This window comes from Kitasatospora sp. NPDC056651 (assembly GCF_042792155.1).
GTDB lineage: Bacteria > Actinomycetota > Actinomycetes > Streptomycetales > Streptomycetaceae > Kitasatospora.
In genome coordinates, this window is the sequence record NZ_JBHTWX010000052.1 from 23367 (window position 1) to 48808 (window position 25442).

Here is a 25442-nt window from a genome sequence, read left to right on the forward strand (position 1 = left end):
TGAAGCATGAAGGTCAAGCCGAGCGTCAAGAAGATCTGCGACAAGTGCAAGGTGATCCGCCGTCACGGTCGGGTCATGGTGATCTGCGACAACCTGCGCCACAAGCAGCGCCAGGGCTGATCGCTCCCCAGCATTTCTCGTAGTACTTCGCGCGACGCGAAAACGTCATAAGCGGGCTACCCGATCCGTCCCTTCCCGGACGGACTGCCGCCCCCGGTAAGAGGCCGGGGCTCCCTCGTCGAGAGGCGAAGGAGTAGGTAGCACGCAAGACCTCTGAAGAACCACAGGAGCCTTGAATGGCACGCCTCGCCGGCGTTGATCTCCCCCGTGAGAAGCGGATCGAGATCGCCCTCACCTACGTGTACGGCATCGGCCGTACCCGCGCCCAGCAGACCCTGGCCGAGACCGGTGTGAGCCCGGACGTCCGCGTCCGCGACATCTCCGAGGACGACCTCGTCAAGCTGGGTCAGTACATCGACGCCAACTACACGGTCGAGGGTGACCTCCGCCGTGAGGTGGCCGCCGACATCCGCCGCAAGGTCGAGATCGGCTGCTACGAGGGTCTGCGTCACCGCCGCGGCCTGCCGGTCCGCGGCCAGCGCACCCACACCAACGCGCGTACCCGCAAGGGCCCGCGTCGCGCGATCGCCGGTAAGAAGAAGCCGGGCAAGAAGTAGTCCGTCCCGTAACCGGACATCCCTCCGGCCCGCGGGTCAGCGGACCGACCACCTCAGTAGGAGAACAGACTTATGCCCCCCAAGGGTCGTCAGGCTGCCGGCGCGAAGAAGATCCGCCGCAAGGAAAAGAAGAACGTCGCTCACGGCCACGCGCACATCAAGAGCACGTTCAACAACACCATCGTTTCGATCACCGACCCCTCGGGCAACGTGATCTCCTGGGCCTCCGCCGGCCACGTCGGCTTCAAGGGCTCGCGCAAGTCCACCCCGTTCGCCGCGCAGATGGCCGCCGAGGCCGCTGCCCGTCGCGCGCAGGAGCACGGCATGCGCAAGGTTGACGTCTTCGTGAAGGGTCCGGGCTCCGGCCGCGAGACCGCGATCCGTTCGCTCCAGGCCACCGGCCTGGAGGTCGGCTCGATCCAGGACGTCACCCCCACCCCGCACAACGGCTGCCGTCCGCCGAAGCGCCGCCGCGTCTGACGCAGCGCCTTCGGGCACGCGGGTCTTGCTGTAAACCTCGTACGGGCTCCCACGTAGTGATTAGTCGCTGCTCGCGGGAGCCCGTACGCTTGGTCCTGTCGGCATCAAATAGTGGGTGCCGAAGACAACTGGAGGATTCACCCCCATGCTTATCGCTCAGCGTCCGTCGCTGACCGAAGAGGTCGTCGACGAGTTCCGCTCGCGGTTCGTGATCGAGCCGCTGGAGCCGGGCTTCGGCTACACCCTCGGCAACTCCCTGCGCCGCACGCTCCTGTCGTCGATCCCGGGTGCCGCTGTCACCAGCATCCGCATCGACGGCGTCCTGCACGAGTTCACCACCGTGCCGGGCGTCAAGGAGGACGTGACCGACCTCATCCTCAACATCAAGCAGCTGGTCGTCTCCTCGGAGCACGACGAGCCGGTCGTGATGTACCTGCGCAAGCAGGGCCCGGGTGTCGTCACCGCCGCCGACATCGCCCCGCCGGCGGGTGTCGAGGTGCACAACCCCGAGCTGGTCCTCGCCACGCTGAACGGCAAGGGCAAGCTGGAGATGGAGCTGACCGTCGAGCGCGGTCGCGGCTACGTCTCCGCCGTCCAGAACAAGGCCTCCGGCCAGGAGATCGGCCGCATCCCGGTCGACTCGATCTACAGCCCCGTGCTGAAGGTCACCTACAAGGTCGAGGCCACCCGTGTCGAGCAGCGGACCGACTTCGACAAGCTGATCGTCGACGTCGAGACCAAGCCCGCCATGCGTCCGCGCGACGCCATGGCCTCGGCCGGCAAGACCCTGGTGGAGCTGTTCGGTCTCGCCCGCGAGCTGAACATCGACGCCGAGGGCATCGACATGGGCCCGTCCCCGACGGACGCCGCCCTGGCCGCCGACCTGGCGCTGCCGATCGAGGAGCTGGAGCTCACGGTCCGCTCCTACAACTGCCTCAAGCGCGAGGGCATCCACACCGTGGGTGAGCTCGTGGCCCGCTCCGAGGCCGACCTGCTCGACATCCGCAACTTCGGTGCGAAGTCGATCGACGAGGTCAAGGCGAAGCTGGCCGGCATGGGCCTGGCCCTCAAGGACAGCCCGCCCGGGTTCGACCCGACCGCTGCCGCCGACGCCTTCGGCGCCGACGACCTCGACGACTCGCACTTCGCCGAGACCGAGCAGTACTAAGAGAATTGGCCGCGGGGGCGGTTCCACGGAGCCGCCCCCGTCGTCCTGAAAGTCGTGCGGGCACAGTGCTCGTACGCCCGCTGCGGTACCTGGTACGGCCGCAGTCGGAGATCCGAGGAGTAATTCCATGCCGCGTCCCACCAAGGGTGCCCGTCTGGGCGGTGGCCCGCACCACGAGCCGCTGCTGCTCGCCGGCCTGTGCCGTGAGCTGTTCCAGTACGGCCGCATCACCACGACCGAGGCCAAGGCCCGTCGGATGCGCCCGCTGGCGGAGAAGCTGATCACCAAGGCGAAGAAGGGCGACATCCACAACCGTCGCCTGGTTCGCAAGACGATCACCGACATCGCCGTGCTGCACACCCTCTTCACCGAGATCGCGCCGCGCTACGAGAACCGCCCGGGTGGCTACACCCGCATCACCAAGATCGGTCCCCGTCGTGGCGACAACGCCCCGATGGCCGTGATCGAGCTGGTCGAGGCGCTGACCGTCGCGCAGACCGCCGTCGGCGAGGCCGAGGCCGCCACCAAGCGTGCCGTCAAGGAGGCCGACGCCAAGGTCGAGGCCACCGAGGCCGAGGCCGCCGAGCAGGCCTGACACCTTTAGGTGTGCTGCGGGCCCGCTCTCCCATTTCGGTGGGGGAGCGGGCCCGTTCCTCATGTCCAGGGAGTGAAGAGCAGTGGTCAACGATTGCGCCGAGCAGCCGCCGGTGAAGGACGGTCCGGCCGACGGGTACGTCCGGGTCCGGCTCGACCTCGCCTACCAGGGTGCCGAGTTCTCCGGCTGGGCCCGCCAGAAGGGCGGCCGCCGGACGGTCCAGGAGGAGATCGAGACCGCGCTGCAGATCGTCACCCGCAGCTCCGAGCTGTTCCCGCTGACCGTGGCCGGCCGCACCGACGCCGGGGTGCACGCCCGCGGCCAGGTCGCCCACGTCGACCTGCCCGCCGAGCTGTGGGAGGCGCACCGGGAGAAGCTGCTGCGCCGGCTGGCCGGCCGGCTGCCCGGGGACGTCCGGATCTACCGGGTCGGCGAGGCGCCGGCCGGGTTCGACGCCCGCTTCTCGGCGGTCTGGCGCCGCTACGCGTACCGGGTCGCCGACCACCCGGGCGGGGTGGACCCGCTGCTGCGCGGCCACGTGCTCTGGCACGACCGGCCGCTGGACGTGGAGAGGATGAACGCGGCGGCGGAGCTGCTGCTCGGCGAGCACGACTTCGCCGCGTACTGCAAGAAGCGCGAAGGCGCGACCACCATCCGCACCCTGCTGGAACTGCGCTGGGACCGCGTCCCGGTGGACACCTACGCCGCCCAGGAGGGCTCGCTCGCGGTCGCCACCGTGCGGGCCGACGCCTTCTGCCACAACATGGTCCGGGCGCTGGTCGGCGCGATGCTGCTGGTCGGCGACGGGCACCGGCCGGTGGAGTTCCCCGGCGAGGTGCTGGCCGGCGGGGTGCGCAACTCCGCCGTCAACGTGATCCGGCCGTACGGGCTCACGCTGGAGGAGGTCGGCTACCCGCCGGACGACCAGCTGGCCGAGCGCAACCGGGCGGCCCGCCGGATGCGCACCCTGCCCGGGCAGCCGGCCGTCCCGTAATCCGTTTTGGTCCGGCGCGTCCGCTTGGGACAATCCCTCTCATGGGACACGTCGAGATTTCGCACCTGGAGTACTACCTTCCGGACGGGCGGGTGCTGTTCGACGACGCGTCCTTCCGGGTCGGCGAGGGCGCCGCGGTGGCCCTGGTCGGAGCCAACGGCGCCGGCAAGACCACCCTGCTGAGGATGATCGCGGGGGACCTCCAGCCGCACGGCGGCTCGGTGACGATCAGCGGCGGGCTCGGCGTGATGCGCCAGTTCGTCGGCACCACCGGCCGCGAGGACCACCAGGCCACCCCGGGCGCGCTGCCGGCCGACGCCTCGGTGCGCGACCTGCTGGTCTCGGTCGCCCCGGAGCGGATCGCCAAGGCGGCCCGCGCGGTGGACGCCGCCGAGCTGGCGATGATCGCCCAGGACGACGAGAAGACCCAGATGGCCTACGCCCAGGCGCTCTCCGACTGGGCCGACGTCGGCGGCTACGACTACGAGACCGACTGGGACGTCTGCACCATGGGTGCCCTCGGGATGCCCTTCGACAAGGCCCAGTGGCGCGGCCTGAACACCCTCTCCGGCGGCGAGCAGAAGCGGCTGGTGCTGGAGGCGCTGCTGCGCGGCCCCGACGAGGTGCTGCTGCTCGACGAGCCCGACAACTACCTGGACGTCCCGGCCAAGCGCTGGCTGGAGGAGGCGATCAAGGCCACCTCCAAGACCGTCCTGTTCATCTCGCACGACCGCGAGCTGCTCTCGAAGACCGCCGACAAGATCATCGCCGTGGAGACCGGCGCCACCGGCAGCAGCGTCTGGGTGCACGGCGGCGGCTTCGACACCTTCCACGAGGCCCGCAAGGCCCGCTTCGAGCGCTTCGAGGAGCTGCGCCGCCGCTGGGACGAGGAGCACGCCAAGCTCAAGAAGCTGGTCCTCACCCTGCGCCAGGCCGCCGCCGTCAGCCATGAGATGGCCTCCCGGTACGCCGCCGCCCAGACCAGGCTGAAGAAGTTCGAGGACGCCGGCCCGCCGGAGACGCCGCCGCGCGAGCAGACCATCACCATGCGGCTCAAGGGCGGTCGCACCGGGGTGCGCGCCTTCACCATGGAGCGGCTGGAGCTCAGCGGCCTGATGCAGCCCTTCGACCTGGAGGTCTTCTACGGCGAGCGGGTCGCGGTGCTGGGCGCCAACGGCGCCGGCAAGTCGCACCTGCTGCGGCTGCTGGCCGGTGACGGGACGGTCGCCCACAGCGGGGACTGGAAGCTCGGCGCGCGGGTCGTGCCCGGCCACTTCCGGCAGACCCACGCCCACCCGGAGCTGTTCGGCCGCACCGTGCGGTCGATCGTCGAGGAGGAGCACGCGCTCAGCCGCGGCGCCGCGATGGGCGCGCTGCGCCGGTACGAGCTGGACCGCCAGGAGGAGCAGAAGTTCGAGTCGCTGTCCGGCGGGCAGCAGGCCCGGCTGATGATCCTCAAGCTCGAACTGTCCGGTGTGACGGCGCTGCTGCTCGACGAGCCGACCGACAACCTGGACCTGGAGAGCGCCGAGGCCCTCCAGGCCGGACTGGAGGCCTTCGAGGGCACCGTGCTGTGCGTCACCCACGACCGCTGGTTCGCCAAGACCTTCGACCGCTTCCTGGTGTTCGGCGCCGACGGCCGGGTGTTCGAGGCCTCCGAGCCGGTCTGGGACGTGACCCGGGTGGAGCGCGAACGCTGAGTGACGGCCCGGGGGGCTCCCGGCGTTTTTTGACCCCTTCGGGCCGGGCCGGTAACCTGGACGCTTGATGTGCGTATTGGCTCGCTCTATCTCACGTGAGAGGTCGGTACGCCGGAGACATCAGGTCGTCGACCAGCGGTCCCCCTTGAATTGCGTCCAAGGTTGGCCAGGCTGCTCTGCCGTCCGGGTGCTCCTGTCAGGACTCACTCACTGAAAAGCGAAGGCTACGACCGTGCGTACGTACAGCCCCAAGCCCGGCGACGTCCAGCGTCAGTGGCACGTCATCGACGCGACCGACGTCGTGCTCGGCCGCCTGGCCTCCCAGGCCGCCAACCTCCTCCGGGGCAAGCACAAGGCGATCTACGCGCCGCACGTTGACACTGGTGACTTCGTCATCATCATCAACGCCGACAAGGTGCACCTGTCCGGTAACAAGAAGACCCAGAAGCTGGCCTACCGCCACTCGGGCTTCCCGGGTGGTCTGCGCTCGGTGCGCTACGACGACCTGCTGGCGAACAACCCGGAGAAGGCCGTCGAGAAGGCCATCAAGGGCATGATCCCCAAGAACAGCCTGGGCCGCCAGATGCTCTCGAAGCTGAAGGTCTACTCGGGCGACCAGCACCCGCACGCTGCCCAGCAGCCGGTGCCGTTCGAGATCACCCAGGTCGCGCAGTAATTCGGCCACCAAGCCCCCCAACACTGAAAAGAGCTGAGGAACACCGTGGCCGAGACCACTGAAACCCTTGAGGTCGACTTCGACGAGACCGTCGAGGCCGAGTACACCTCCGAGGAGAGCTACACCTCCGAGTCCCTGGCCGGCCGCTTCGGCGAGGCCGTCCCGGGCGCCGGCCTTGGCCGCCGCAAGGAGGCGATCGCCCGCGTGCGCATCGTCCCCGGCACCGGCCAGTGGAAGATCAACGGCCGCACCCTTGAGGGCTACTTCCCCAACAAGGTGCACCAGCAGACCGTGAACGAGCCCTTCAAGCTTCTGGAGCTGGACGGCCGTTACGACGTCGTCGCCCGCATCAGCGGTGGCGGCGTCTCCGGTCAGGCCTACGCGCTGCGCCTCGGCGTCGCCCGTGCCCTGAACGAGGCCGACGTGGACAACAACCGCGGCGCCCTCAAGAAGGCCGGCTTCCTGACCCGTGACGCCCGCGCCGTCGAGCGCAAGAAGGCCGGTCTGAAGAAGGCCCGCAAGGCGCCGCAGTACAGCAAGCGCTAATCGCTCCCCCGGGGGTGCGGTCCGCCCTGGCGGCGCACCCCCTGGTTGCGCGAAACCGTCGCCCCGGAGTACCTCGCGTACTCCGGGGCGACGTGTTCCCCGGCTACTGTGCGGCGGCCGGGATCATCGGTTGGGTTCCGAGCAGTGGTGATGGAGGACGGGACAGTGGGACGACTCTTCGGTACGGACGGCGTGCGCGGGGTGGCCAACGAGGGCCTGACGGCGGAGCTGGCGCTCGGCCTGTCGGTCGCGGCGGCCCATGTGCTCGGCGAGGCCGGCGCCTTCGACGGCCACCGGCCGGTCGCGGTGGTGGGCCGGGACCCGCGCGCCTCGGGCGAGTTCCTGGAGGCCGCCGTCATCGCCGGTCTGGCGAGTGCCGGTGTCGACGTCCTGCGCGTCGGCGTGCTGCCCACCCCGGCGGTGGCCTACCTCACCGGCGCGCTCGGCGCCGACTTCGGCGTGATGCTGTCCGCCAGCCACAACGCCATGCCGGACAACGGCATCAAGTTCCTCGCCCGCGGCGGCCACAAGCTGGACGACCGGATCGAGGACGAGATCGAGGCCCACTACCGCAAGCACACCGTCGGCGACGAGGACTGGAACCGTCCGACCGGCGCGGCCGTCGGCCGGGTGCGCGAGTACACCGAGGGCTTCGACAAGTACGTCGCCCACCTGATCGGTGTGCTGCCCAACCGCCTGGACGGCATCAAGGTCGTCATCGACGGCGCCCACGGCGCGGCCGCCTACGTCGCCCCCGAGGCCTTCGCCCGGGCCGGCGCCGAGGTGGTCCACACCCTGGGGGCCGAGCCCACCGGCCTCAACATCAACGACGGCGTCGGCTCCACCCACCTGGACCGGCTGCGGGTCGCGATGAAGGAGCACCGGGCCGACCTCGGCATCGCCCTGGACGGCGACGCCGACCGCTGCCTGGCGGCCGACGCCGAGGGCGACGAGGTGGACGGCGACCAGATCATCGCCATCCTCGCGGTCGCCATGAAGGAGGCCGGCACGCTGCGCCGCAACACCGCGGTGGCCACCGTGATGTCCAACCTCGGCTTCAAGCTGGCGATGGAGCGCGAGGGCATCGAGCTGGTGGAGACCGCCGTCGGCGACCGCTACGTGCTGGAGGCGATGAAGGAGCAGGGCTTCGCGCTGGGCGGCGAGCAGTCCGGCCACGTCATCCTGCTGGACCACGCCACCACCGGTGACGGCACCCTGACCGGCCTGATGCTGGGCGCCCGGCTGGCCGCCACCAAGCAGCCGCTGGCCGACCTGGCCACCGTGATGACCCGGCTGCCGCAGGTGCTGATCAACGTCAAGGGCGTCGACAAGTCCCGGGTGCGGACCAGCACCGAGCTGGCCGCCGCCGTCGCCGCGGCCGAGGCCGAGCTGGGCTCCACCGGCCGGGTGCTGCTGCGCCCCTCGGGCACCGAGCCGCTGGTCCGGGTGATGGTCGAGGCCGCCGACCCGGCGCAGGCCGAGACGGTCGCGCAGCGGCTGGCCGAGGCGGTGCGCACCCACCTGGGCTGAGCCCGGACGTGCCGGAGGGCCCCCGCCGGTGCGGCGGGGGCCCTCCGGCGTGCGGTCAGGGCGGGTACGGGGCAGGGCGGGTACGGGCCCGGGGCGGGTGCGGTCAGAGCTTGCGCAGCAGCGCCCGGCGGACCTTGTGGTCCGCGCCCTTCTGGAGGATCAGGGTGGCCCGGCCGCGGGTCGGCAGCACGTTCTCCAGCAGGTTGGGCTTGTTGATGGTGCGCCAGACCTGCCGGCCGTACTCCATCGCCTCCTCCTCCGGCACCTCGGTGAAGCGGCGGAAGTAGGAGTTCGGGTCCTGGAAGGCGGTCTGCCGCAGCTTGCGGAAGCGGTCCAGGTACCAGTGCTCGATGTCGTCGGTCCGGGCGTCGACGTAGATCGAGAAGTCGAAGTAGTCGGCCACCGCGAGACGGGTGCGGCCGTCGGAGCCGGGCAGGGCCGGCTGGAGCACGTTCAGGCCCTCGACGATCAGGATGTCCGGGCGCTCCACGGTCAGCCGCCGGTCCGGCACGATGTCGTACACCAGGTGCGAGTAGACCGGCGCGCTGACCCGTTCCTTGCCGGCCTTCACGTCCGCGACGAAGCGCATCAGCGCCCGGCGGTCGTACGACTCCGGGAAGCCCTTGCGGGCCATCAGGCCGCGGCGGCGCAGCTCCGCGTTGGGGAGCAGGAAGCCGTCCGTGGTGACCAGTTCGACCCGGGGGTGCTCGGGCCAGCGGGCGAGCAGCTCCTGCAGCAGCCGGGCGGTGGTGGACTTCCCGACCGCCACCGAGCCGGCCACGCCGATGATGAACGGGGTGCGGGTTCGCTCGGTGTCCGGCGTGTCCAGGAAGGTGCCCAGGGTGCCGCGCAGCTCGTGCGTGGCGTGGATGTACAGGTTCAGCAGCCGGGACAGCGGGAGGTAGACGTCGCGGACCTCGTCCAGGTCGAGGGCGGTGCCCAGGCCGCGCAGCTGCTCCACCTCCTCGGCGGTCAGCGGCAGCGGCGTACGCTCGCGCAGCGCGCTCCACTCCGCCCGGCTGAGGTCCACGTAGGGGGACGGTGACGGGCCGGGCGTGGCGGCGCCCCGCGTACAGAGTTCGGTCAGCACATGCTCCATTGTGAGCCGTCGCGGCGTTCACGGTGGTTGTGGTGTCGGTCACGCAGCGTTCCCGCGCGGCGGGAAAAGGGCCACAGAACCGCCCTTATGCTGGCACGCATGTGCGGAATTGTTGGATACGTGGGCGCTCAGTCCGCCCTCGACGTAGTAATCGCAGGCTTGCAGCGGCTGGAGTACCGGGGTTACGACTCGGCCGGCGTCGCGGTGCAGGTGCAGGACTCCGACGGGCAGTGGAGCCTGGCCACCGACAAGCGGGCGGGCAAGCTCGCCAACCTGGAGAAGTCGCTCGCCGAGACCCCTCTGCCCGGCGGCACCACCGGCATCGGCCACACCCGCTGGGCCACCCACGGCGGCCCGACGGACGCCAACGCCCACCCCCACCTGGACGACCACCAGCGGGTCGCCGTGGTGCACAACGGCATCATCGAGAACTTCGCCCAGCTGCGCGCCGAGATCGCCGAGCGCGGCCACACCCTCCGGTCCGAGACCGACACCGAGGTCGTCGCCCACCTGCTGGGCGAGGCCTACGCGGGCGACCTCGCCGAGGCCATGCGGGTGGTCTGCCGTCAGCTGGAGGGCGCCTTCACCCTGGTGGCCGTGCACGCCGACGCGCCGGACGTGGTCGTCGGTGCCCGGCGCAACTCGCCGCTGGTGGTCGGTCGCGGCGAGGGCGAGAACTTCCTGGCCTCGGACGTCGCCGCCTTCATCGCGCACACCCGCGAGGCGATCGAGCTGGGCCAGGACCAGGTGGTCGAGCTGCGCCGGGAGGGCGTGACCGTCACCAACTTCGACGGCACCGCGGCCGACGTGCGCGAGTACCACGTCGACTGGGACGCCTCGGCCGCCGAGAAGGGCGGCTACGACTACTTCATGCTCAAGGAGATCGCCGAGCAGCCGAAGGCCGTCGCCGACACCCTGCTCGGCCGGATCGGCACGGACGGCCGGCTGACCCTGGACGAGCTGCGGATCTCCGACGCCGACCTGCGCTCGGTGGACAAGGTCGTCATCGTCGCCTGCGGTACGGCCTTCCACGCCGGCATGATCGCCAAGTACGCGATCGAGCACTGGACCCGCATCCCCTGCGAGGTCGAGGTCGCCTCCGAGTTCCGCTACCGCGACCCGATCATGGGCCCGGGCACGCTGGTCATCGCCATCTCGCAGTCCGGCGAGACCATGGACACCCTGATGGCGCTGCGGCACGCCCGCGAGCAGGGTGCCAAGGTGCTGGCGATCTGCAACACCAACGGCTCCACCATCCCGCGCGAGTCGGACGCGGTGCTGTACACCCACGCCGGTCCGGAGGTGGCGGTCGCCTCGACCAAGGCGTTCCTGACCCAGCTGGTCGCCTGCTACCTGGTCGCCCTGTACCTGGGCCAGGTGCGCGGCACCAAGTGGGGCGACGAGATCTTCGCCGTCATCAAGGAGCTCGGCGACGCACCGAAGCAGGTCGAGCAGGTCCTGGAGACCATGGAGCCGGTGCGCGAGCTGGCCCGCTCGCTGGCCGACGCCCGCTCGGTGCTGTTCCTCGGCCGCCACGTCGGCTTCCCGGTGGCCCTGGAGGGCGCGCTCAAGCTCAAGGAGCTGGCGTACATGCACGCCGAGGGCTTCGCGGCGGGCGAGCTCAAGCACGGCCCGATCGCGCTGATCGAGGAGGGGCTGCCGGTCGTGGTGGTCGTGCCCTCGCCGCGCGGGCGGTCGATCCTGCACGACAAGATCGTCTCCAACATCCAGGAGATCCGGGCCCGCGGCGCCCGCACGATCGTGATCGCCGAGGAGGGCGACGAGGCCGTCGTCCCGTACGCGGACCACCTGATCCGCATCCCGGCCACCCCGGTCCTGCTCCAGCCGCTGGTCTCCACCGTCCCGCTCCAGGTCTTCGCCTGCGAGCTGGCCACGGCCAAGGGCCACGAGGTCGACCAGCCGCGCAACCTGGCGAAGTCGGTCACCGTCGAGTAGTCGCTCGGCCGCACGGTGCCCCTGCGGTGGCTGCGTCCTACCGCAGGGGCGCCGTGTCGAGCGTGAACGAGAACGGGGCGGGCAGGTCGATCGACTTGCCGAACTCGACCTTGGTCCGGGTGATGTAGTCCTCGCCGTCGGGTTCGGTGAACAGGGTGACCATGCCGTCGGTGCGGTCGATCAGCAGGTAGCAGGGGATTCCCGCAGCGGCGTAGCCCCTGCGCTTGGGCTCGCGGTCCTTGTGCGGGTTGATCGAGGTGACCTCGAAGACGAGGAGGACACCGCCCGCCGGGGCCCAGGAATCCAAATGGTCGAACTGGTCGGCCGGGACGACCGTGCCGTCGGGGATGAACCGGCCTTTGGGAGTGATCAGGCCCTTGACGCCCGCGATGTCCAGATCGATCGCGGCATTCCGGAAGAACTGCTTGGCGAGCTTCGAGACCGTGCCCTCGTGGTGTCCGTCCGGTGGCGGTGTCACGACGATCTCCCCTTCGATGAACTCGGCCTTGCTTCCCAGCGGGGTGTCCAGCTCCAGAAACGCCTGGAGAAGGCTGTCCTCGCCCAGCGGGTGCTCGACTGCCGGCATGGCGACCATGGCCCTTCTCCCTCCTGTGGGTCCGTGCCGAGCCACAAGGTAGGCGTACGGACCGACACCGGTGGGGGATCGAAGTGGTTGTCACTCGAAAGTGTGCCGCAGGCCCGGCTCCCGTGGGGCGGCGACGCGGGCTAGCGTCGGCGGTAGCCGACCGCTGAAGGAGCCTTCCCCATGCGTCATGCACACCCTGTGGAAACCGTCCGGGCCGCCGAGGCCGCGCTGATGGCCCGGCTGCCGGAGGGCGCGCTGATGCGGCGGGCGGCCGCCGGGCTGGCGGCGACGTGCGCGCGGCTGCTGACGCGACGTCGGGGGCGGGTGTACGGCAGCCGGGTGGTGGTGCTCGCGGGCAGCGGGGACAACGGGGGTGACGCCCTGTACGCCGGGGCCGCGCTGGCCCGGCGCGGGGCGCGGGTGACGGCGGTGCTGCTGACGCCGCGGAAGGCGCACCCGGGCGGGCTGGCCGCGCTGCGGGCGGCCGGCGGGCGGGTGACGGAGGAGCAGGGAGTCGGCCTGGCCGACTTCTCGCGCGCGGACCTGGTGCTGGACGGCATCGTCGGCATCGGCGGCCGGGGCGGGCTGCGCCCGGAGGCCGAGCCGTACACGCGGGCCGGGCGGCCGGGGATCGTGGTGGCGGTGGACCTGCCGAGCGGGGTGGACGCCGACACCGGAGAGGTACCGGGCGCGGCGCTGCGCGCGGACGTCACGGTCACCTTCGGCACGCACAAGCCAGGGCTGCTGGTCGACCCGGGCGCCTCGTACGCCGGCGCCGTGCAGCTGGTCGGCATCGGGCTGGAGCCGCCCGCGGCGGAGGTGACGGCGCTCCAGCACGCGGACGTGGCGGCGCTGCTGCCGGAGCCGGCCGCGGAGAGCGACAAGTACCGGCGCGGCGTGGTCGGGGTGGCGGCCGGCTCGGCGACGTACCCGGGCGCGGCGCTGCTCGCGGTGGCCGGGGCGCTGCACGGCGGCGCGGGCGCCGTCCGGTACGCGGGGACGGCGGCCGAGGAGGTGGTGCGGCGCTTCCCGGAGGCACTGGTCACCGAGGGCGGCCCGGCCGGGGCCGGGCGGGTGCAGGCCTGGGTGGTCGGTCCTGGCGGCGGCGAGGGGGCCCGGCAGGCGCTGGCCGAGGCGCTGGCGAGCGACGTCCCGGTGCTGGTGGACGCGGACGGGCTGACCGAGCTGGGCCGGCTCGGCCCGGACGCGCTGGCCGGCCGCACCGCGCCCACCCTGCTGACCCCGCACACCGGCGAGGCCGCCCGGCTGCTGGCGGGCGCCGAGGGCGGCACGCCGCCGGCCGTCGACGACCTGGCCGCGGCCCGGCTGGCCACCGCCCGCCGGCTGGCGGCCGGCTACCGGGCGACGGTGCTGCTCAAGGGCTCCACCACGGTGGTCGCCGATCCGGGCGGCGCCGTCCGGGTGAATCCCACCGGCACCTCCTGGCTGGCCACCGCCGGCAGCGGCGACGTGCTGGCCGGGCTGGCCGGCTCCCTCCTGGCGGCGGGCCTGGCGCCGCTGGACGCGGCCTCGGCGGCCGCCTACCTGCACGGCCTGGCCGGGCGCGAGGCGGCGGGCGCTCCGGGGGCGCCGGTGACGGCGCTCGCGGTGGCGGGGGCGCTGCCGGCGGTGTGGCGGGCGGTCCGGGCGGGGTAGGGCGGACGCCGGCCGGTTCCGGACCGGCGGAACCGGGGCATCCGGTCGGTGCGTCCTGAACGGGGTGGAAGGGCGGTCCGCCGCACGCCGGCGCGCCGTACCGGGCCGCCGCGCCGACGGGCCGTTCGGCGAGGACTCCGGGACGTCTGGGAGACTGACCCTGATGACAACTGCGAACACGACCGGCACAGCCACCCTCACCGACGGCGTACGGGCCGAGGCGACCATCGATCTCGCCGCCCTGCGAGGCAACCTCGCGGCGGTGCGCGACCGCGTCGGCAGAGCCGCGGTGATGCTCGCGGTCAAGGCGGACGCCTACGGCCACGGCGCCGTCGAGTGCGCCCGGGAGGCGGTCGCGAACGGCGTCGGCTGGCTCGGCTGTGCGACGCCGGACGAGGCGCTGGCGCTGCGGGCCGCGGGCATCCGCCCGGAGCACGCCCGCATCCTGTGCTGGCTGTGGACGCCGGGCGGGCCCTGGCGCGAGGCGCTGCGCGCGAACCTGGACATCTCGGTCAGCGGCCAGTGGGCGCTGGACGAGCTGCTGCCGGCCGTCCGCGAGACCGGCAGCCCGGCCCGGGTGCACCTGAAGGCCGACACCGGCCTCGGCCGCAACGGCTGCCAGCCGCACGACTGGCCGCTGCTGGTGGCCGCCGCCCGGCGCGCCGAGGCCGAGGGGCTGCTGACGGTCGTCGGCGTCTGGTCGCACTTCGCCGCGGCGGACGAGCCCGGTCACCCGTCGATCCAGGCCCAGCTGGACTCCTACCGCGCCGCGCTGGCCGCGGCCGAGGCGGCCGGGCTGCGCCCCGAGGTCCGCCACCTGGCGAACTCGCCGGCCACGCTGCTGCTGCCCGAGTCGCACTTCGACCTGGTGCGCACCGGCCTGGCCGCGTACGGGCTGTCGCCGGTGCCCGAGGTGGGCTCGCCGGCCGACTTCGGGCTGCGCCCGGTGATGTCGCTGACGGCCCGGCTGGCCCTGGTCAAGCACGTCCCCGGCGGGCACGGGGTCAGTTACGGCCACCACTACACGACGCCGGGCCCGACCACCCTGGGCCTGGTCCCGGTCGGCTACGGCGACGGCATCCCCCGGCACGCCAGCGGCACCGGCCCGGTGCAGATCGACGGCAAGTGGCGCATGGTGGCCGGCCGGGTCGCGATGGACCAGTTCGTGGTGGACCTCGGTGGCGACACCCCGGCGATCGGTGACGAGGTGCTGCTGTTCGGCACCGGTGAGCGCGGCGAGCCCACCGCCGAGGACTGGGCCCGCGCCTGCGGCACCATCTCGTACGAGATCATCACCCGGATCGGCGCCCGGGTGCCCCGCCGTCACCTGGGCGGCAGCCACGCCGAGGGCCCGTCGGCATGACCGGCGCACCGGCCGGGCGCGATCCGGTCGCGGCGGTGGCCAAGGCCGCCGGTGCCGCGACCGGGGTGAGCCGGGCGGGTCTGATCGGGATCTCGGTCGGTGTGCTGGCGGCCGGGGCGGCCGCGGGCGTGGCGGTGGAGCGGCTGACCGTCGGCCGGGCGATGCGCCGCCGGGCCCGGGCCGAGCTGGACGCGAACGCCCCGTACGGCTCGCTGCGCGGACGTCCGAGGACGGTGGCCGCGCCGGACGGCACCGAGCTGTACGTGGAGCTGGACGGCACCGGCTGGGACGAGCCGGACGGCGACGGCACCGGCGCCGAGCCGCTGACCGTGGTGTTCTGCCACGGCTACTGCCTCAACCAGGACAGCTGGCACTTCCAGCGGGCCGCGCTGCGCGAGGGGCTGCGGCTGGTCTTCTGGGACCAGCGCAGCCACGGCCGCTCCGAGCGCTCCCGCTCGTACCTGGCGGGCGAGCCGGCCGGCATCGACCAGCTGGGCGGCGACCTCAAGGCGGTGATCGACGCCGTCGCCCCGACCGGGCCGCTGGTGCTGGTGGGCCACTCGATGGGCGGCATGACGCTGATGGCGCTGGCCGACCAGCACCCGGAGCTGTTCCGCGAGAGGGTCGCCGGAGTGGCGCTGATCGGCACCCTCGCCGGGGACTGGAACGAGGTCAGCCTCGGCCTGCCGAAGGCCGGTGCGAAGCTGTTCAAGAAGGTCGCGCCCGGGGTGGTGAAGCTGCTGGGGCGGCAGGTCGACCTGGTGGAGGCGACCAGGCGGCTGGGCTCGGACGTGACCGCGGTCTTCTACCGGCGGTTCTCCTTCGGCGGACGGGACGTCGACCCCGGCGTGGTGCGCTTCGCCGAGCAGCTGCTGGATGCCACCCCGATCGACGTGGTCGCCGAGTTCTACCCGGTGTTCGGCGTGCACGAGAAGTACGAGGCGCTGGCCGCCCTGCGCGGCCTGCCCGTCCTGGTGACGGCCGGGACGAAGGACCTGCTGACGCCGTCGGCGCACAGCGAGGCGATGGCCGAACGGCTGCCGGGCGCCGAGCTGGTCCTGGCCGAGGGCGCCGGGCACCTGCTGATGCTGGAGCGCCCGGAGCTGGTCGACCACGAGCTGGCCCGGCTGCTGCGCCGGGCCGCCGGCTTCGCCGGGGCGGCGGAGCTGCCCGGGGCCGTCGTCGATCTGGCCCGGGAGCGGGCCGCGGAAACCGTCGTCGACCCGGCGTGAGGCCCGCCCGCGCCGGGGCGCGCCGATGTGGCACGGTAGCGGGTGGCGGCCGGTGGTCGGTGCGCCGGTACGGATCGAAGGGCTAGACACGCGCATGGGCTCGCACGCCACTCTCACCGTCCCCACCCCGGCGCGGATGGGCCGGCTCGGCCGGGAGCTGGCCGCGTTGCTGCGGCCGGGTGACCTGGTGCTGCTCTCCGGTGAGCTGGGGGCGGGGAAGACCACGCTGACCCGGGGCCTGGGGGAGGGGCTCCAGGTCCGCGGGGCGGTGACCTCGCCGACCTTCGTGATCGCCCGGGTGCACCCGTCCCTGGTCGGCGGCCCGGCCCTGGTGCACGTGGACGCGTACCGGCTGGGCGGGGACCTGGACGAGATGGAGGACCTCGACCTGGACGTCTCGCTGCCCGAGTCGGTGGTCGTGGTCGAGTGGGGCGAGGGCAAGGTCGAACGGCTGTCCGAGGACCGGCTGGAGGTTCGGATCGAGCGGGCCATCGGCGACGCCGCGGACGGGGACGACCAGGACCCGCGCCGGGTGGTGCTGACCGGCATCGGCCCGCGCTGGGCGGACGTGGCGCTGGCGGACCTCGGCTGAGGCGCCGGTCGTCGGCGCCGTGACGGTGCGACATCGTGCCGACACCTTGCCGACAGCTTGTCGGCAAGGTGTTGCGGGTGGGGTGCCGGGCGTGGTGGGATGGGTGCTGCGGTTAGGTCTGCCTAACTAGGGAGGCGCCATGTCGAGTCCCACCCCCGCCCCGCAGCGCGCGGTCCGCGTCGCCGGGGCCGGAGAGTCCGCCCGCCGCGCTCCGGGAGAGCCGATGCGGGCACTGCTGGCCGCCTGTGCGGCCGCCGAGGCGGTCTCCACCCCGCCCGAACCGGAGCCCAGGCAGGACGAACGGCCCGAGACCAGGACGCCCCGGGCCGCGTAACGGGCCGGTCCGCCCGTTCCCGTCGGCCCGCCCGTTCCCCGCCCGTCCGCCTGTTCCCCGCCGGCCCCTTCCGGGCCGGAACCGTCCGGGATCAGGCGACCACGACCACCTTGGTCTCCTTCGGCGCGAAGTCCCAGAGCAACTGCCCCTCGGCGCGGCCACTGCGGATGCCGCCGGTCTTGGCGGTCGGGTCGGTGGTCGGCGTCCCGCCGTCCACCGCCGCGCTGAAGCCGAACACCACGCCGTTCTGCTGCGCGAAGCGGACCACGTGCTCGATCTGCTTGCCGTCCGTGCCGGTGGTGGTCTGGGTGCGGCTGTACACCGCGTAGCTGCCCGGGGTCGGCTCGACGGAGCCCGGGGTGACCGGGAAGGCGGCCGCGACCTGCGGGTTCTTCTTCGGGTCGATCAGCCAGACGTAGTGGCTGCCGACCGAGTAGACCACCCGGGTGCCGGTGCCCGAGGTGGCCGGCAGCGGCGGGACGGTCGGGGTGGCCGAGGCGGTGGGAGCCGCGGCGGTGGCCGTACCGGTCTCCGTGGTGGTGACGGTGGGCCTGATGCCGCCCGCCCGGTCCTGGGCGCCGTTGGCCTGGAAGGCCAGCAGGCTGACCATCGCCAGGGCCCCCAGGGTCAACCCCGTGACCACCACTCCAGGACCCATCTTCGCCACGTTGCCACTCCCGCCGCCGTCCCTTTACGTACGGCCCCATCGTGCCAGGTTCATCCGTGCGGGTCGCAGCGCCTCGGATGTGTGTTCCCGGGTGGTACGCCCTGCCGATCGGCCGGTCGGCCCAACGTCGGTCTAACCTTGACCCGTGCTGCTGCTCGCGTTCGACACCGCTACCCCCGCCGTCACCGCCGCCGTCCACGACGGAACGGCCGTCCTCGCCGAGACCCACCAGGTCGACGCCAGGCGCCACGGCGAACTGCTGCTGCCCACGATCGACGGGGTCCTGCGGGCCGCCGGGGTGGACAAGCACCAGCTGACCGGCATCGCGGTCGGCGTCGGCCCCGGCCCGTACACCGGCCTGCGGGTCGGTCTGGTGACCGCCGCCGCGCTCGGCCACGCCCTCGGGCTGCCGGTGCACGGCGTCTGCACCCTGGACGCGATCGCCTTCCAGGCCCGCGCGGAGGGCCTGGCCGGCCGCCCGTTCACCGTCGCCACCGACGCGCGCCGCAAGGAGGTCTACTGGGCCTCGTACGACGCCGACGGCCGCCGCACCGAGGGGCCGGGCGTGGACCGCCCGGCCGAGCTGACCCCGCAGGAGAGCTCCGTCGGCGCCGGGGCGCTGCTCTACCCCGACGCCTTCCCGGGCGCGCACGGCCCCGAGCACGTCTCGGCCGGCGCCCTGGCCGGCTTCGCCGCCGCCGAGCTGGCCGCCGGGCGCGGGCTGCTGCCGAACCAGCCGCTGTACCTGCGCCGCCCGGACGCCCAGGTCCCCGCGGGCTACAAGGCGGTGCTCCCGGCGTGAACCACGGCACCACCCTGCGTCCGATGCGCTGGTGGCACATCGAGCCGGTGCTGGAGCTGGAGCTGCGGCTCTTCCCCGAGGACGCCTGGTCCGCCGGGATGTTCTGGTCCGAACTGGCCGAGGCCCACCCCGGCGGCACCCGCCACTACACCGTCGCCACCGCCGCGGACGGCACGGTCGTCGGCTACGCCGGACTGATGGCCGTCGCCGGCGAGGGCGACGTCCAGACCATCGCCGTCGACGAGCGCCACCAGGGCGCCGGCCTCGGCACGGCGCTGCTCACCGACCTGATCCGGGAGGCCGCCCGGCGCGAGTGCGCCGAGCTGCTGCTGGAGGTGCGGGTGGACAACCCGCGCGCCCAGCGGCTGTACGAGCGCCACGGCTTCGAACCGGTGGGCATCCGGCGCGGCTACTACCAGCCCGCCAACGTCGACGCGCTGGTGATGCGCCTCGACCATCCGAGCACCGACAGCACTGACAGCACTGACCCGAAGGACATTGAGGACACCCGCCATGGCTGACGAACCGCTCGTCCTCGGCATCGAGACCTCCTGCGACGAGACCGGCGTCGGCATCGTGCGCGGCACGACCCTGCTGGCCGACGCGGTCGCCTCCAGCGTCAACGACCACGCCCGCTTCGGCGGCGTCGTCCCGGAGATCGCCAGCCGCGCGCACCTGGAGGCGATGGTCCCGACCATCCAGCGCGCCCTGGACACCGCCGGCGTCAAGGCGAGCGACCTGGACGGCATCGCCGTCACGGCCGGCCCGGGCCTGGCCGGCGCGCTGCTGGTCGGCGTCAGCGCCGCGAAGGCGTACGCCTGGGCGCTGGACAAGCCGCTGTACGGGGTCAACCACCTCGCCTCGCACATCTGCGTCGACCAGCTGGAGCACGGCCGGCTGCCCTCGCCGACGATGGCCCTGCTGGTCTCCGGCGGGCACTCCTCGCTGCTGCTCAGCGAGGACATCACCAGCGACGTCCGCCCGCTCGGCGCGACCATCGACGACGCGGCCGGCGAGGCCTTCGACAAGGTCGCCCGGGTGCTCGGCCTGGGCTTCCCCGGCGGCCCGATCGTCGACCGGACGGCCCGCGAGGGCGACCCGAAGGCGATCGCCTTCCCGCGCGGCCTCACCGGCAGGAACGACCCCGAGTACGACTTCTCCTTCTCCGGCCTGAAGACCGCCGTCGCCCGCTGGGTGGAGGCCAAGCGCCGGGCCGGCGAGGAGGTGCCGATCGCCGACGTGGCGGCGTCCTTCCAGGAGGCGGTCACCGACGTGCTCACCCGCAAGGCCGTCAAGGCGTGCAAGGACAGCGGCGTCGACCACCTGATGATCGGCGGCGGCGTGGCGGCCAACTCGCGGCTGCGCGAGATGGCCCGGCAGCGCTGCGACCGGGCCGGCATCCGGCTGCGGGTGCCCCGGCCGGGCCTGTGCACCGACAACGGCGCGATGGTCGCGGCGCTCGGCGCCGAGATGGTGTGGCGCGACCGCGCGCCGTCCTCCCTCGACCTGTCGGCGGACTCCTCGCTGCCCGTCACCGACGTCCACGTGCCCGCCGCGGACATCGGGCACGGGGGCTTCCACGGCCAGGCCTACGACGCCCTCGGCGGTGGCGCGGCATGACCGTCGCCGCGATGTGGGAGGCCCGGGCGGCGGCCGGCCGTGGGGCCGAACTCGCCGCCTGGGCGCGGGAGTCGGCGCTGTCCGCGCTGCGCGGCTCGGCCGGGCTGGAGCGCCTCGAACTGCTCTCCGCCCCCGGTGAGAGGGTGCTGCTGATCGCCTGGTGGAGCGGTGAGCCGGTGCCGGTCGCCGACCCGCCGGCCGAGCTGCTCGGCCGCCCGGTGCACCGCTGGTCCTTCACCAGCGAGCACGCCGAGTAGCCCGGAAGCGGGAACCGCTGCCCCGGCCGTTACCGTGCATAGCGGAGAGAAGGCCGGACGGGAAGCGGGAGCACACTGCGGTGATCAGCGACGGGCGGAGCAGGACCAGGACGTACGCGGCGGGGGCGCTGGCCCTGCTGGCCTTCGCCACCGGATGCGGCGACAACGGGGGCGGCGGCAGCGCCCCGGCCGCCCAGGGCACCGGCACCGCCTCGGCCGCGCCCCGGCCCACCGGCGGGGCGCCGGCCACCGCCGCCCCGACCACCGCGGCTCCGGCGGGCGCGGACGCGGCGGCCTGGGCCAAGTGGAACCTCACCCCGCTCGCCCCCGCCCCGGCGCCGCCCGCCGACAAGCCGATCAAGCTCGAACGGACCGGCACCGTACCGGTGTTCAGCGAGGTGAAGACGAACGACAAGGTCGTCTTCGTCACCATCGACGACGGGGCCGAGAAGGACCCGAAGTTCGTCGAGATGCTGACCGACCTCAAGGTGCCGATATCGATGTTCCTGACCCGGGACATAGTCAGGAACGACTACGCCTACTTCAAGCCGCTCCAGGCACTGGGCAACCACATCCAGAACCACACCGTGGACCACCCGGTGATGAGCAAGATCCCGGCCGAGAAGCAGAAGTCCGAGATCTGCGACGCCCAGTCCGCGCTCACCCAGCAGTACGGCACCGCCCCGCTGCTGTTCCGCCCGCCGTTCGGCGACGGCGCCGGCACCGCGACGCTCAACACCTCGGTGCAGCAGTGCGGCCCGCGCGCCATCGTGCTGTGGCGCGAGTCGATGCAGATCCACGACATGCAGTACCAGGCGGGGGACAAGAAGCTGAAGCCAGGCGACATCATCCTGGCGCACTTCCGCGGCCCCTCGGAGCTCAAGGGCGCCACGATGACCCAGATGTTCGGCGACCTGCTGGCCCGGATCCAGGAGCAGGGCTTCTCGGTGGCCCGGCTGGAGGACTACATCCAGGCACCCGCCTCCTGACCCGGAACCCGGGCGCCCGCCTCCTGGCTCAGACCGGCTGCCCCAGCATCATCAGCGGGCCGTGGTCGGTGCGGCTGAGGATCACCGTGACGGTGTTCGGCCCGGACGGCTTGAGCTGGCGGCGCAGTTCCTCCGGGGTGATCGCCATCCCGCGCTTCTTGATCACCACCGTGCCGACCGCCCGCTCGCGCAGCAGCGCCTTCAGCTTCTTGATGTTGAACGGCAGCACGTCGGTGAGCTCGAAGGCGTGCGCGTACGGGGTGGGGACCAGCTCGTCGGCGGTCAGGTAGGCGATCTTCGGGTCGATCAGTCGCCCGCCCACCTGCCCGGCCACCTCGGCCACCAGGTGGGCCCGGATCACCGCGCCGTCCGGCTCGTACAGGTAGCGCCCGACCGGGCCGGCCGGCGGGTCGGGCAGGTCGCCGCCGGTCAGGCTGGCGCCCTGCGGCAGCAGGGTGGCGCGGTGCGGGCCGGCGGCCCCGGTGCCGAACCAGAGCACCGCCTCCTTGACGTCGCCGTGGTCGGAGACCCACTCGGCCTCGGCGTCCTCGGGGACGGCCTCGTGCGGGATGCCCGGGGCGACCTTCAGCGCGCCGATCGGGGTCCGCCGGCCGGCCTCGATCGCCCAGGAGAGCGGCGGGGCGTACGCCTCGGGGTCGAACACCCGGCCGCGTGAGGTGCGCCGGGCCGGGTCGGTGAACACCGCGTCGTAGCCGGTGACGTCCACCTCGGCGACGTCCGCGCAGCGCACCTCGACCAGCTCGGCCAGGCCCAGCGCGGCGGCGTTCGCGGCGGTGGCGGCGCAGGCCGCCGGGTCCTTGTCGACGGCCAGCACCTCGATGCCCGCCCGGGCCAGCGCCAGCACGTCCCCGCCGATGCCGCAGCACAGGTCCGCCAGCCGTCGCACGCCCAGGGCGGCGAAGCGCCGCGCCCGCCACTCGGCCACGGCGCGCCGGGTGGACTGCTCGACGCCGTTGGGCGTGAAGTACATCAGGTCGGCGTCGGCCCCGAACTTGGCCCGGGCCCGCTGCCGCAGCCGCGCCTGCCCGAACGCCGCCGACACCAGCTCCGCGGGGTGCTCCCGCCGCAGCCGGGTCGCCAGCGCGAGTTCCTCCCCGGGGGTGAACTCGCGCAACTCGGCGAGCAGGGCCTGGCCCTCGGGCGTCAGCAGCGGCTGGAGGTTCTCGGTGTCCACGGGGCCATTCTCGCCGGTCGGCGGGCTCGCGAGCGCACCGTCCGGCCGGTCACCGGAGGGCGCCGGAGGAGAGCAGCGCGGGCAGGACGAACGGGGCGATCGCGGCGGCGACCGGGAGGAGCCGGTAGCCGGACCGGACGCTGCGGACGGCCGTCACGACGCTCACCGCGAGGGCGATCACCGGGGCGGCCATGAACGCGACGGCCAGGGTGGCCCAGGCGCTGCCGTCCCCGTCGTCGCCGCCGTCGAAGCCGGCGGCGATGCCGACGAGGCAGACGAGGTAGAAGGCGGCGACCGGGAGCGCCGCTCCCAGCAGGAGCAGCGTCGGCAGGGCCAGCGAGGCGTCCTTGAGCCGGGACGGGCCGATGCGGACGGCCGGGATCGGAGTCATGCCACGAGTCTGTCGAGCGGGGCCGGGTCGCACATGAGTACGGCTACTCATCCGTTTTCCGGGGGTCCCCGGGTGCGTCTTCCGGGGTTTCCGAGGCGCGCCGTTGGCACTCTGGTTGACTGAGTGCTAACACGGCCCTATGGTCGTCCTTGGCACTCACCACCTGGAGAGTGCTAACGCGACGACGTGTGTCTGACCCCCGCGACGGCAGACCCGCAGGATCGCCCCTACCCGTTAGAAAACCCCGTAATCTCCGAAGGGGAGCTCGGACGTGACCACCAGCAGCAAGGTTGCCATCAAGCCGCTCGAGGACCGCATCGTGGTCCAGCCGCTCGACGCCGAGACCACCACGGCCTCCGGCCTGGTTATCCCGGACACCGCCAAGGAGAAGCCCCAGGAGGGCGTCGTCCTGGCCGTCGGCCCGGGCCGCTTCGAGGACGGCCAGCGTCTGCCGCTCGACGTCGCCGTCGGTGACATCGTCCTGTACTCGAAGTACGGCGGCACCGAGGTGAAGTACCAGGGCGAGGAGTACCTGGTGCTCTCGGCCCGCGACGTTCTCGCGATCATCGAGAAGTAAGACGTTCCGACCCGCCCCGGATCCGTGTCCCAAGTGACAGGGGCCCGGGGCGTGGTCGTTGGTTCACGTAGTTCGGCGGCCGGTGGCCCGGTCGCAGCCCCGAGGGAATAGGGAACATGGCGAAGATCCTGCAGTTCGACGAGGACGCCCGCCGCTCGCTGGAGCGCGGTGTCAACAAGCTGGCCGACACCGTCAAGGTGACCATCGGCCCCAAGGGCCGCAACGTCGTCATCGACAAGAAGTTCGGCGCCCCGACCATCACCAACGACGGTGTCACCATCGCCCGCGAGGTCGAGCTGGACGACCCGTACGAGAACCTTGGCGCGCAGCTCGTCAAGGAGGTCGCCACCAAGACCAACGACGTCGCCGGTGACGGCACCACCACCGCCACCGTGCTGGCCCAGGCCCTGGTGAACGAGGGTCTGCGCAACGTCGCCGCCGGTGCCGGCCCGGCCGCCCTGAAGAAGGGCATCGACAAGGCCGTCGCCGCCGTCTCCGAGCACCTGCTCTCCATCGCCCGCGAGATCGAGGGCAAGGACGACGTCGCCGCCGTCGCGTCCCTCTCCGCGCAGGACACCCAGGTCGGCGAGCTGATCGCCGAGGCGATCGACAAGGTCGGCAAGGACGGTGTCATCACCGTCGAGGAGTCGAACACCTTCGGCGTGGAGCTGGACTTCACCGAGGGCATGCAGTTCGACAAGGGCTACCTGTCGCCGTACTTCGTCACCGACGCGGAGCGGCAGGAGGCGGTCCTGGAGGACCCGTACATCCTGATCAACCAGGGCAAGATCTCCTCCATCCAGGAGCTGCTGCCGCTGCTGGAGAAGATCCTCCAGGGCGGTGCCTCGAAGCCGCTGCTGATCATCGCCGAGGACGTCGACGGCGAGGCGCTGTCGACCCTGGTCGTGAACAAGATCCGTGGCACCTTCAACGCCGTCGCCGTCAAGGCCCCGGGCTTCGGCGACCGCCGCAAGGCGATCCTCGGCGACCTGGCCGTCCTGACCGGTGGCCAGGTCATCTCCGAGGAGGTCGGCCTCAAGCTCGACCAGGTCGGCGTGGACGTGCTGGGCACCGCCCGCCGCGTGACCATCACCAAGGACGAGACCACCGTCGTCGACGGTGCCGGTGACGCCGAGGCCGTGGCCGGCCGCGTCGCCCAGATCAAGGGCGAGATCGCCGCGACCGACTCCGACTGGGACCGCGAGAAGCTGCAGGAGCGCCTGGCCAAGCTGGCCGGCGGCGTCTGCGTCATCAAGGTCGGCGCCGCCACCGAGGTGGAGCTGAAGGAGCGCAAGCACCGCCTGGAGGACGCCATCTCGGCGACCCGCGCCGCGGTCGAGGAGGGCATCGTCGCCGGCGGTGGCGCCTCCCTGGTCCACGCCGCCAAGGTGCTGGACGGCGGCCTGGGCCTGTCGGGTGACGAGGCCACCGGTGTCTCCGTGGTCCGCAAGGCGCTGCACGAGCCGCTGCGCTGGATCGCCCAGAACGCCGGCCTCGAGGGTTACGTCATCACCCACAAGGTCGCCGAGCTGGAGACGGGCTTCGGCTACAACGCCGCCACCGGCGAGTACGGCGACCTGGTGAAGGCCGGCGTCATCGACCCGGTCAAGGTCACCCGCTCCGCCCTGGAGAACGCCGCCTCGATCGCCTCCCTGCTCCTCACCACCGAGACCCTCGTGGTGGAGAAGAAGGAGGAGGAGGCCGAGGCCGGTCACTCGCACGGCGGTCACGGCCACTCGCACTGAGGCTCCGACGCCTGA

The 25442-nt window shown here is 72.5% G+C and carries 28 protein-coding genes; 23 read left to right on the forward strand and 5 right to left on the reverse strand.

Translation table 11 applies throughout. The features are described from left to right. Nucleotides 1-6 precede the first annotated feature (6 nt). The 10 genes from rpmJ to glmM all read left to right on the forward strand — a co-directional run bounded on the left by rpmJ (nt 7) and on the right by glmM (nt 8366). A complete protein-coding gene (rpmJ, locus tag ACFRAR_RS20940) occupies nt 7-120 on the forward strand; it encodes a 50S ribosomal protein L36 (protein ID WP_003956441.1) in 114 nt (37 codons plus the stop codon). Nucleotides 121-296: 176 nt separating this feature from the next. Then, the gene (gene rpsM / locus ACFRAR_RS20945) at nt 297-677 is read left to right on the forward strand and encodes a 30S ribosomal protein S13 (RefSeq protein WP_380699611.1); all 381 of its coding nucleotides are present in this window, start codon (nt 297-299) and stop codon (nt 675-677) included. Between the two features lie 72 nt (nt 678-749). Next, a complete protein-coding gene (gene rpsK, locus ACFRAR_RS20950; RefSeq protein WP_014136257.1) occupies nt 750-1157 on the forward strand; it encodes a 30S ribosomal protein S11 in 408 nt (135 codons plus the stop codon). 145 nt (nt 1158-1302) lie between these two features. Beyond that, nucleotides 1303-2325 carry a DNA-directed RNA polymerase subunit alpha gene (locus ACFRAR_RS20955; RefSeq protein ID WP_049649049.1) on the forward strand — a complete coding sequence of 341 codons (1023 nt, stop codon included), beginning with the start codon at nt 1303-1305 and terminating at the stop codon, nt 2323-2325. Between the two features lie 127 nt (nt 2326-2452). Further along, nucleotides 2453-2920, forward strand: a complete 468-nt coding sequence (gene rplQ / locus ACFRAR_RS20960; RefSeq protein ID WP_380699612.1) for a 50S ribosomal protein L17 — start codon at nt 2453-2455, stop codon at nt 2918-2920. A gap of 82 nt (nt 2921-3002) precedes the next feature. After that, nucleotides 3003-3914 (forward strand): tRNA pseudouridine(38-40) synthase TruA, encoded by a 912-nt coding sequence (gene truA, locus ACFRAR_RS20965; protein WP_380699613.1) that lies wholly within the window; start codon nt 3003-3005, stop codon nt 3912-3914. A gap of 41 nt (nt 3915-3955) precedes the next feature. Next, nucleotides 3956-5614 carry an ABC-F family ATP-binding cassette domain-containing protein gene (locus ACFRAR_RS20970; protein WP_380699614.1) on the forward strand — a complete coding sequence of 553 codons (1659 nt, stop codon included), beginning with the start codon at nt 3956-3958 and terminating at the stop codon, nt 5612-5614. 232 nt (nt 5615-5846) lie between these two features. Further along, entirely contained in the window at nt 5847-6290 is a 444-nt protein-coding gene (gene rplM, locus ACFRAR_RS20975) for a 50S ribosomal protein L13 (protein WP_030055846.1), read from the forward strand. A 45-nt stretch (nt 6291-6335) separates the two neighbouring features. Further along, a complete protein-coding gene (gene rpsI / locus ACFRAR_RS20980; RefSeq protein ID WP_380699615.1) occupies nt 6336-6836 on the forward strand; it encodes a 30S ribosomal protein S9 in 501 nt (166 codons plus the stop codon). Between the two features lie 165 nt (nt 6837-7001). Continuing rightward, nucleotides 7002-8366, forward strand: a complete 1365-nt coding sequence (gene glmM, locus ACFRAR_RS20985) for a phosphoglucosamine mutase (protein WP_380699616.1) — start codon at nt 7002-7004, stop codon at nt 8364-8366. Between the two features lie 103 nt (nt 8367-8469). Here the strand turns inward: glmM and coaA are convergent, their stop codons facing one another. Beyond that, nucleotides 8470-9465, reverse strand: coding sequence for a type I pantothenate kinase (gene coaA, locus ACFRAR_RS20990; protein WP_380699617.1), 996 nt, complete (start codon nt 9463-9465; stop codon nt 8470-8472). Nucleotides 9466-9564: 99 nt separating this feature from the next. Here coaA and glmS point away from each other — a divergent pair, with 99 nt between their 5' ends. Then, on the forward strand, nt 9565-11421 hold the full coding sequence (gene glmS, locus ACFRAR_RS20995) for a glutamine--fructose-6-phosphate transaminase (isomerizing) (protein WP_380699618.1): 1857 nt from the start codon (nt 9565-9567) through the stop codon (nt 11419-11421). 37 nt (nt 11422-11458) lie between these two features. On the opposite strand, the gene ACFRAR_RS21000 is transcribed toward glmS, so the two are convergent. Beyond that, entirely contained in the window at nt 11459-12007 is a 549-nt protein-coding gene (locus ACFRAR_RS21000; RefSeq protein ID WP_380699643.1) for a Uma2 family endonuclease, read from the reverse strand. Nucleotides 12008-12187: 180 nt separating this feature from the next. Between ACFRAR_RS21000 and ACFRAR_RS21005 the strand changes: the two genes are divergently transcribed. From ACFRAR_RS21005 to ACFRAR_RS21025, 5 genes are all read left to right on the forward strand, one after another. Further along, nucleotides 12188-13663, forward strand: coding sequence for an NAD(P)H-hydrate dehydratase (locus ACFRAR_RS21005; protein WP_380699619.1), 1476 nt, complete (start codon nt 12188-12190; stop codon nt 13661-13663). Nucleotides 13664-13826: 163 nt separating this feature from the next. Continuing rightward, nucleotides 13827-15026 carry an alanine racemase gene (alr, locus tag ACFRAR_RS21010; protein WP_380699620.1) on the forward strand — a complete coding sequence of 400 codons (1200 nt, stop codon included), beginning with the start codon at nt 13827-13829 and terminating at the stop codon, nt 15024-15026. Next, nucleotides 15023-16258 (forward strand): alpha/beta fold hydrolase, encoded by a 1236-nt coding sequence (locus ACFRAR_RS21015; RefSeq protein WP_380699621.1) that lies wholly within the window; start codon nt 15023-15025, stop codon nt 16256-16258. The genes alr and ACFRAR_RS21015 overlap by 4 nt, the downstream gene beginning before the upstream one ends. Nucleotides 16259-16352: 94 nt before the next feature. Further along, nucleotides 16353-16850: a tRNA (adenosine(37)-N6)-threonylcarbamoyltransferase complex ATPase subunit type 1 TsaE gene (gene tsaE, locus ACFRAR_RS21020; protein WP_380699622.1), complete on the forward strand. Its 498-nt coding sequence runs from the start codon at nt 16353-16355 to the stop codon at nt 16848-16850. A gap of 139 nt (nt 16851-16989) precedes the next feature. After that, a complete protein-coding gene (locus ACFRAR_RS21025) occupies nt 16990-17184 on the forward strand; it encodes a hypothetical protein (RefSeq protein WP_380699624.1) in 195 nt (64 codons plus the stop codon). Between the two features lie 91 nt (nt 17185-17275). Here ACFRAR_RS21025 and ACFRAR_RS21030 read toward each other — a convergent pair whose 3' ends face one another. Then, nucleotides 17276-17842: a hypothetical protein gene (locus ACFRAR_RS21030; RefSeq protein WP_380699626.1), complete on the reverse strand. Its 567-nt coding sequence runs from the start codon at nt 17840-17842 to the stop codon at nt 17276-17278. 154 nt (nt 17843-17996) lie between these two features. Here ACFRAR_RS21030 and tsaB point away from each other — a divergent pair, with 154 nt between their 5' ends. The 5 genes from tsaB (at nt 17997) to ACFRAR_RS21055 (ending at nt 21519) form a co-directional block, all read left to right on the forward strand. After that, entirely contained in the window at nt 17997-18653 is a 657-nt protein-coding gene (gene tsaB, locus ACFRAR_RS21035) for a tRNA (adenosine(37)-N6)-threonylcarbamoyltransferase complex dimerization subunit type 1 TsaB (RefSeq protein WP_380699627.1), read from the forward strand. A 23-nt stretch (nt 18654-18676) separates the two neighbouring features. After that, nucleotides 18677-19174 carry a ribosomal protein S18-alanine N-acetyltransferase gene (rimI, locus tag ACFRAR_RS21040; RefSeq protein WP_380699644.1) on the forward strand — a complete coding sequence of 166 codons (498 nt, stop codon included), beginning with the start codon at nt 18677-18679 and terminating at the stop codon, nt 19172-19174. Then, a complete protein-coding gene (tsaD, locus tag ACFRAR_RS21045) occupies nt 19167-20273 on the forward strand; it encodes a tRNA (adenosine(37)-N6)-threonylcarbamoyltransferase complex transferase subunit TsaD (protein WP_380699629.1) in 1107 nt (368 codons plus the stop codon). Before rimI ends, tsaD begins: the two co-directional genes overlap by 8 nt. Then, a complete protein-coding gene (locus tag ACFRAR_RS21050; protein WP_380699630.1) occupies nt 20270-20530 on the forward strand; it encodes a hypothetical protein in 261 nt (86 codons plus the stop codon). The genes tsaD and ACFRAR_RS21050 overlap by 4 nt, the downstream gene beginning before the upstream one ends. Before the next feature lie 80 nt (nt 20531-20610). Continuing rightward, nucleotides 20611-21519 (forward strand): polysaccharide deacetylase family protein, encoded by a 909-nt coding sequence (locus ACFRAR_RS21055; protein WP_380699631.1) that lies wholly within the window; start codon nt 20611-20613, stop codon nt 21517-21519. 28 nt (nt 21520-21547) lie between these two features. Here ACFRAR_RS21055 and ACFRAR_RS21060 read toward each other — a convergent pair whose 3' ends face one another. Continuing rightward, entirely contained in the window at nt 21548-22714 is a 1167-nt protein-coding gene (locus ACFRAR_RS21060) for an SAM-dependent methyltransferase (protein WP_380699632.1), read from the reverse strand. Between the two features lie 49 nt (nt 22715-22763). After that, nucleotides 22764-23105, reverse strand: a complete 342-nt coding sequence (locus ACFRAR_RS21065; RefSeq protein ID WP_380699633.1) for a hypothetical protein — start codon at nt 23103-23105, stop codon at nt 22764-22766. A gap of 271 nt (nt 23106-23376) precedes the next feature. Here ACFRAR_RS21065 and groES point away from each other — a divergent pair, with 271 nt between their 5' ends. Then, the gene (gene groES / locus ACFRAR_RS21070; RefSeq protein WP_014136232.1) at nt 23377-23682 is read left to right on the forward strand and encodes a co-chaperone GroES; all 306 of its coding nucleotides are present in this window, start codon (nt 23377-23379) and stop codon (nt 23680-23682) included. A gap of 116 nt (nt 23683-23798) precedes the next feature. Further along, nucleotides 23799-25427 (forward strand): chaperonin GroEL, encoded by a 1629-nt coding sequence (gene groL, locus ACFRAR_RS21075; protein WP_380699635.1) that lies wholly within the window; start codon nt 23799-23801, stop codon nt 25425-25427. Nucleotides 25428-25442 lie beyond the last annotated feature (15 nt).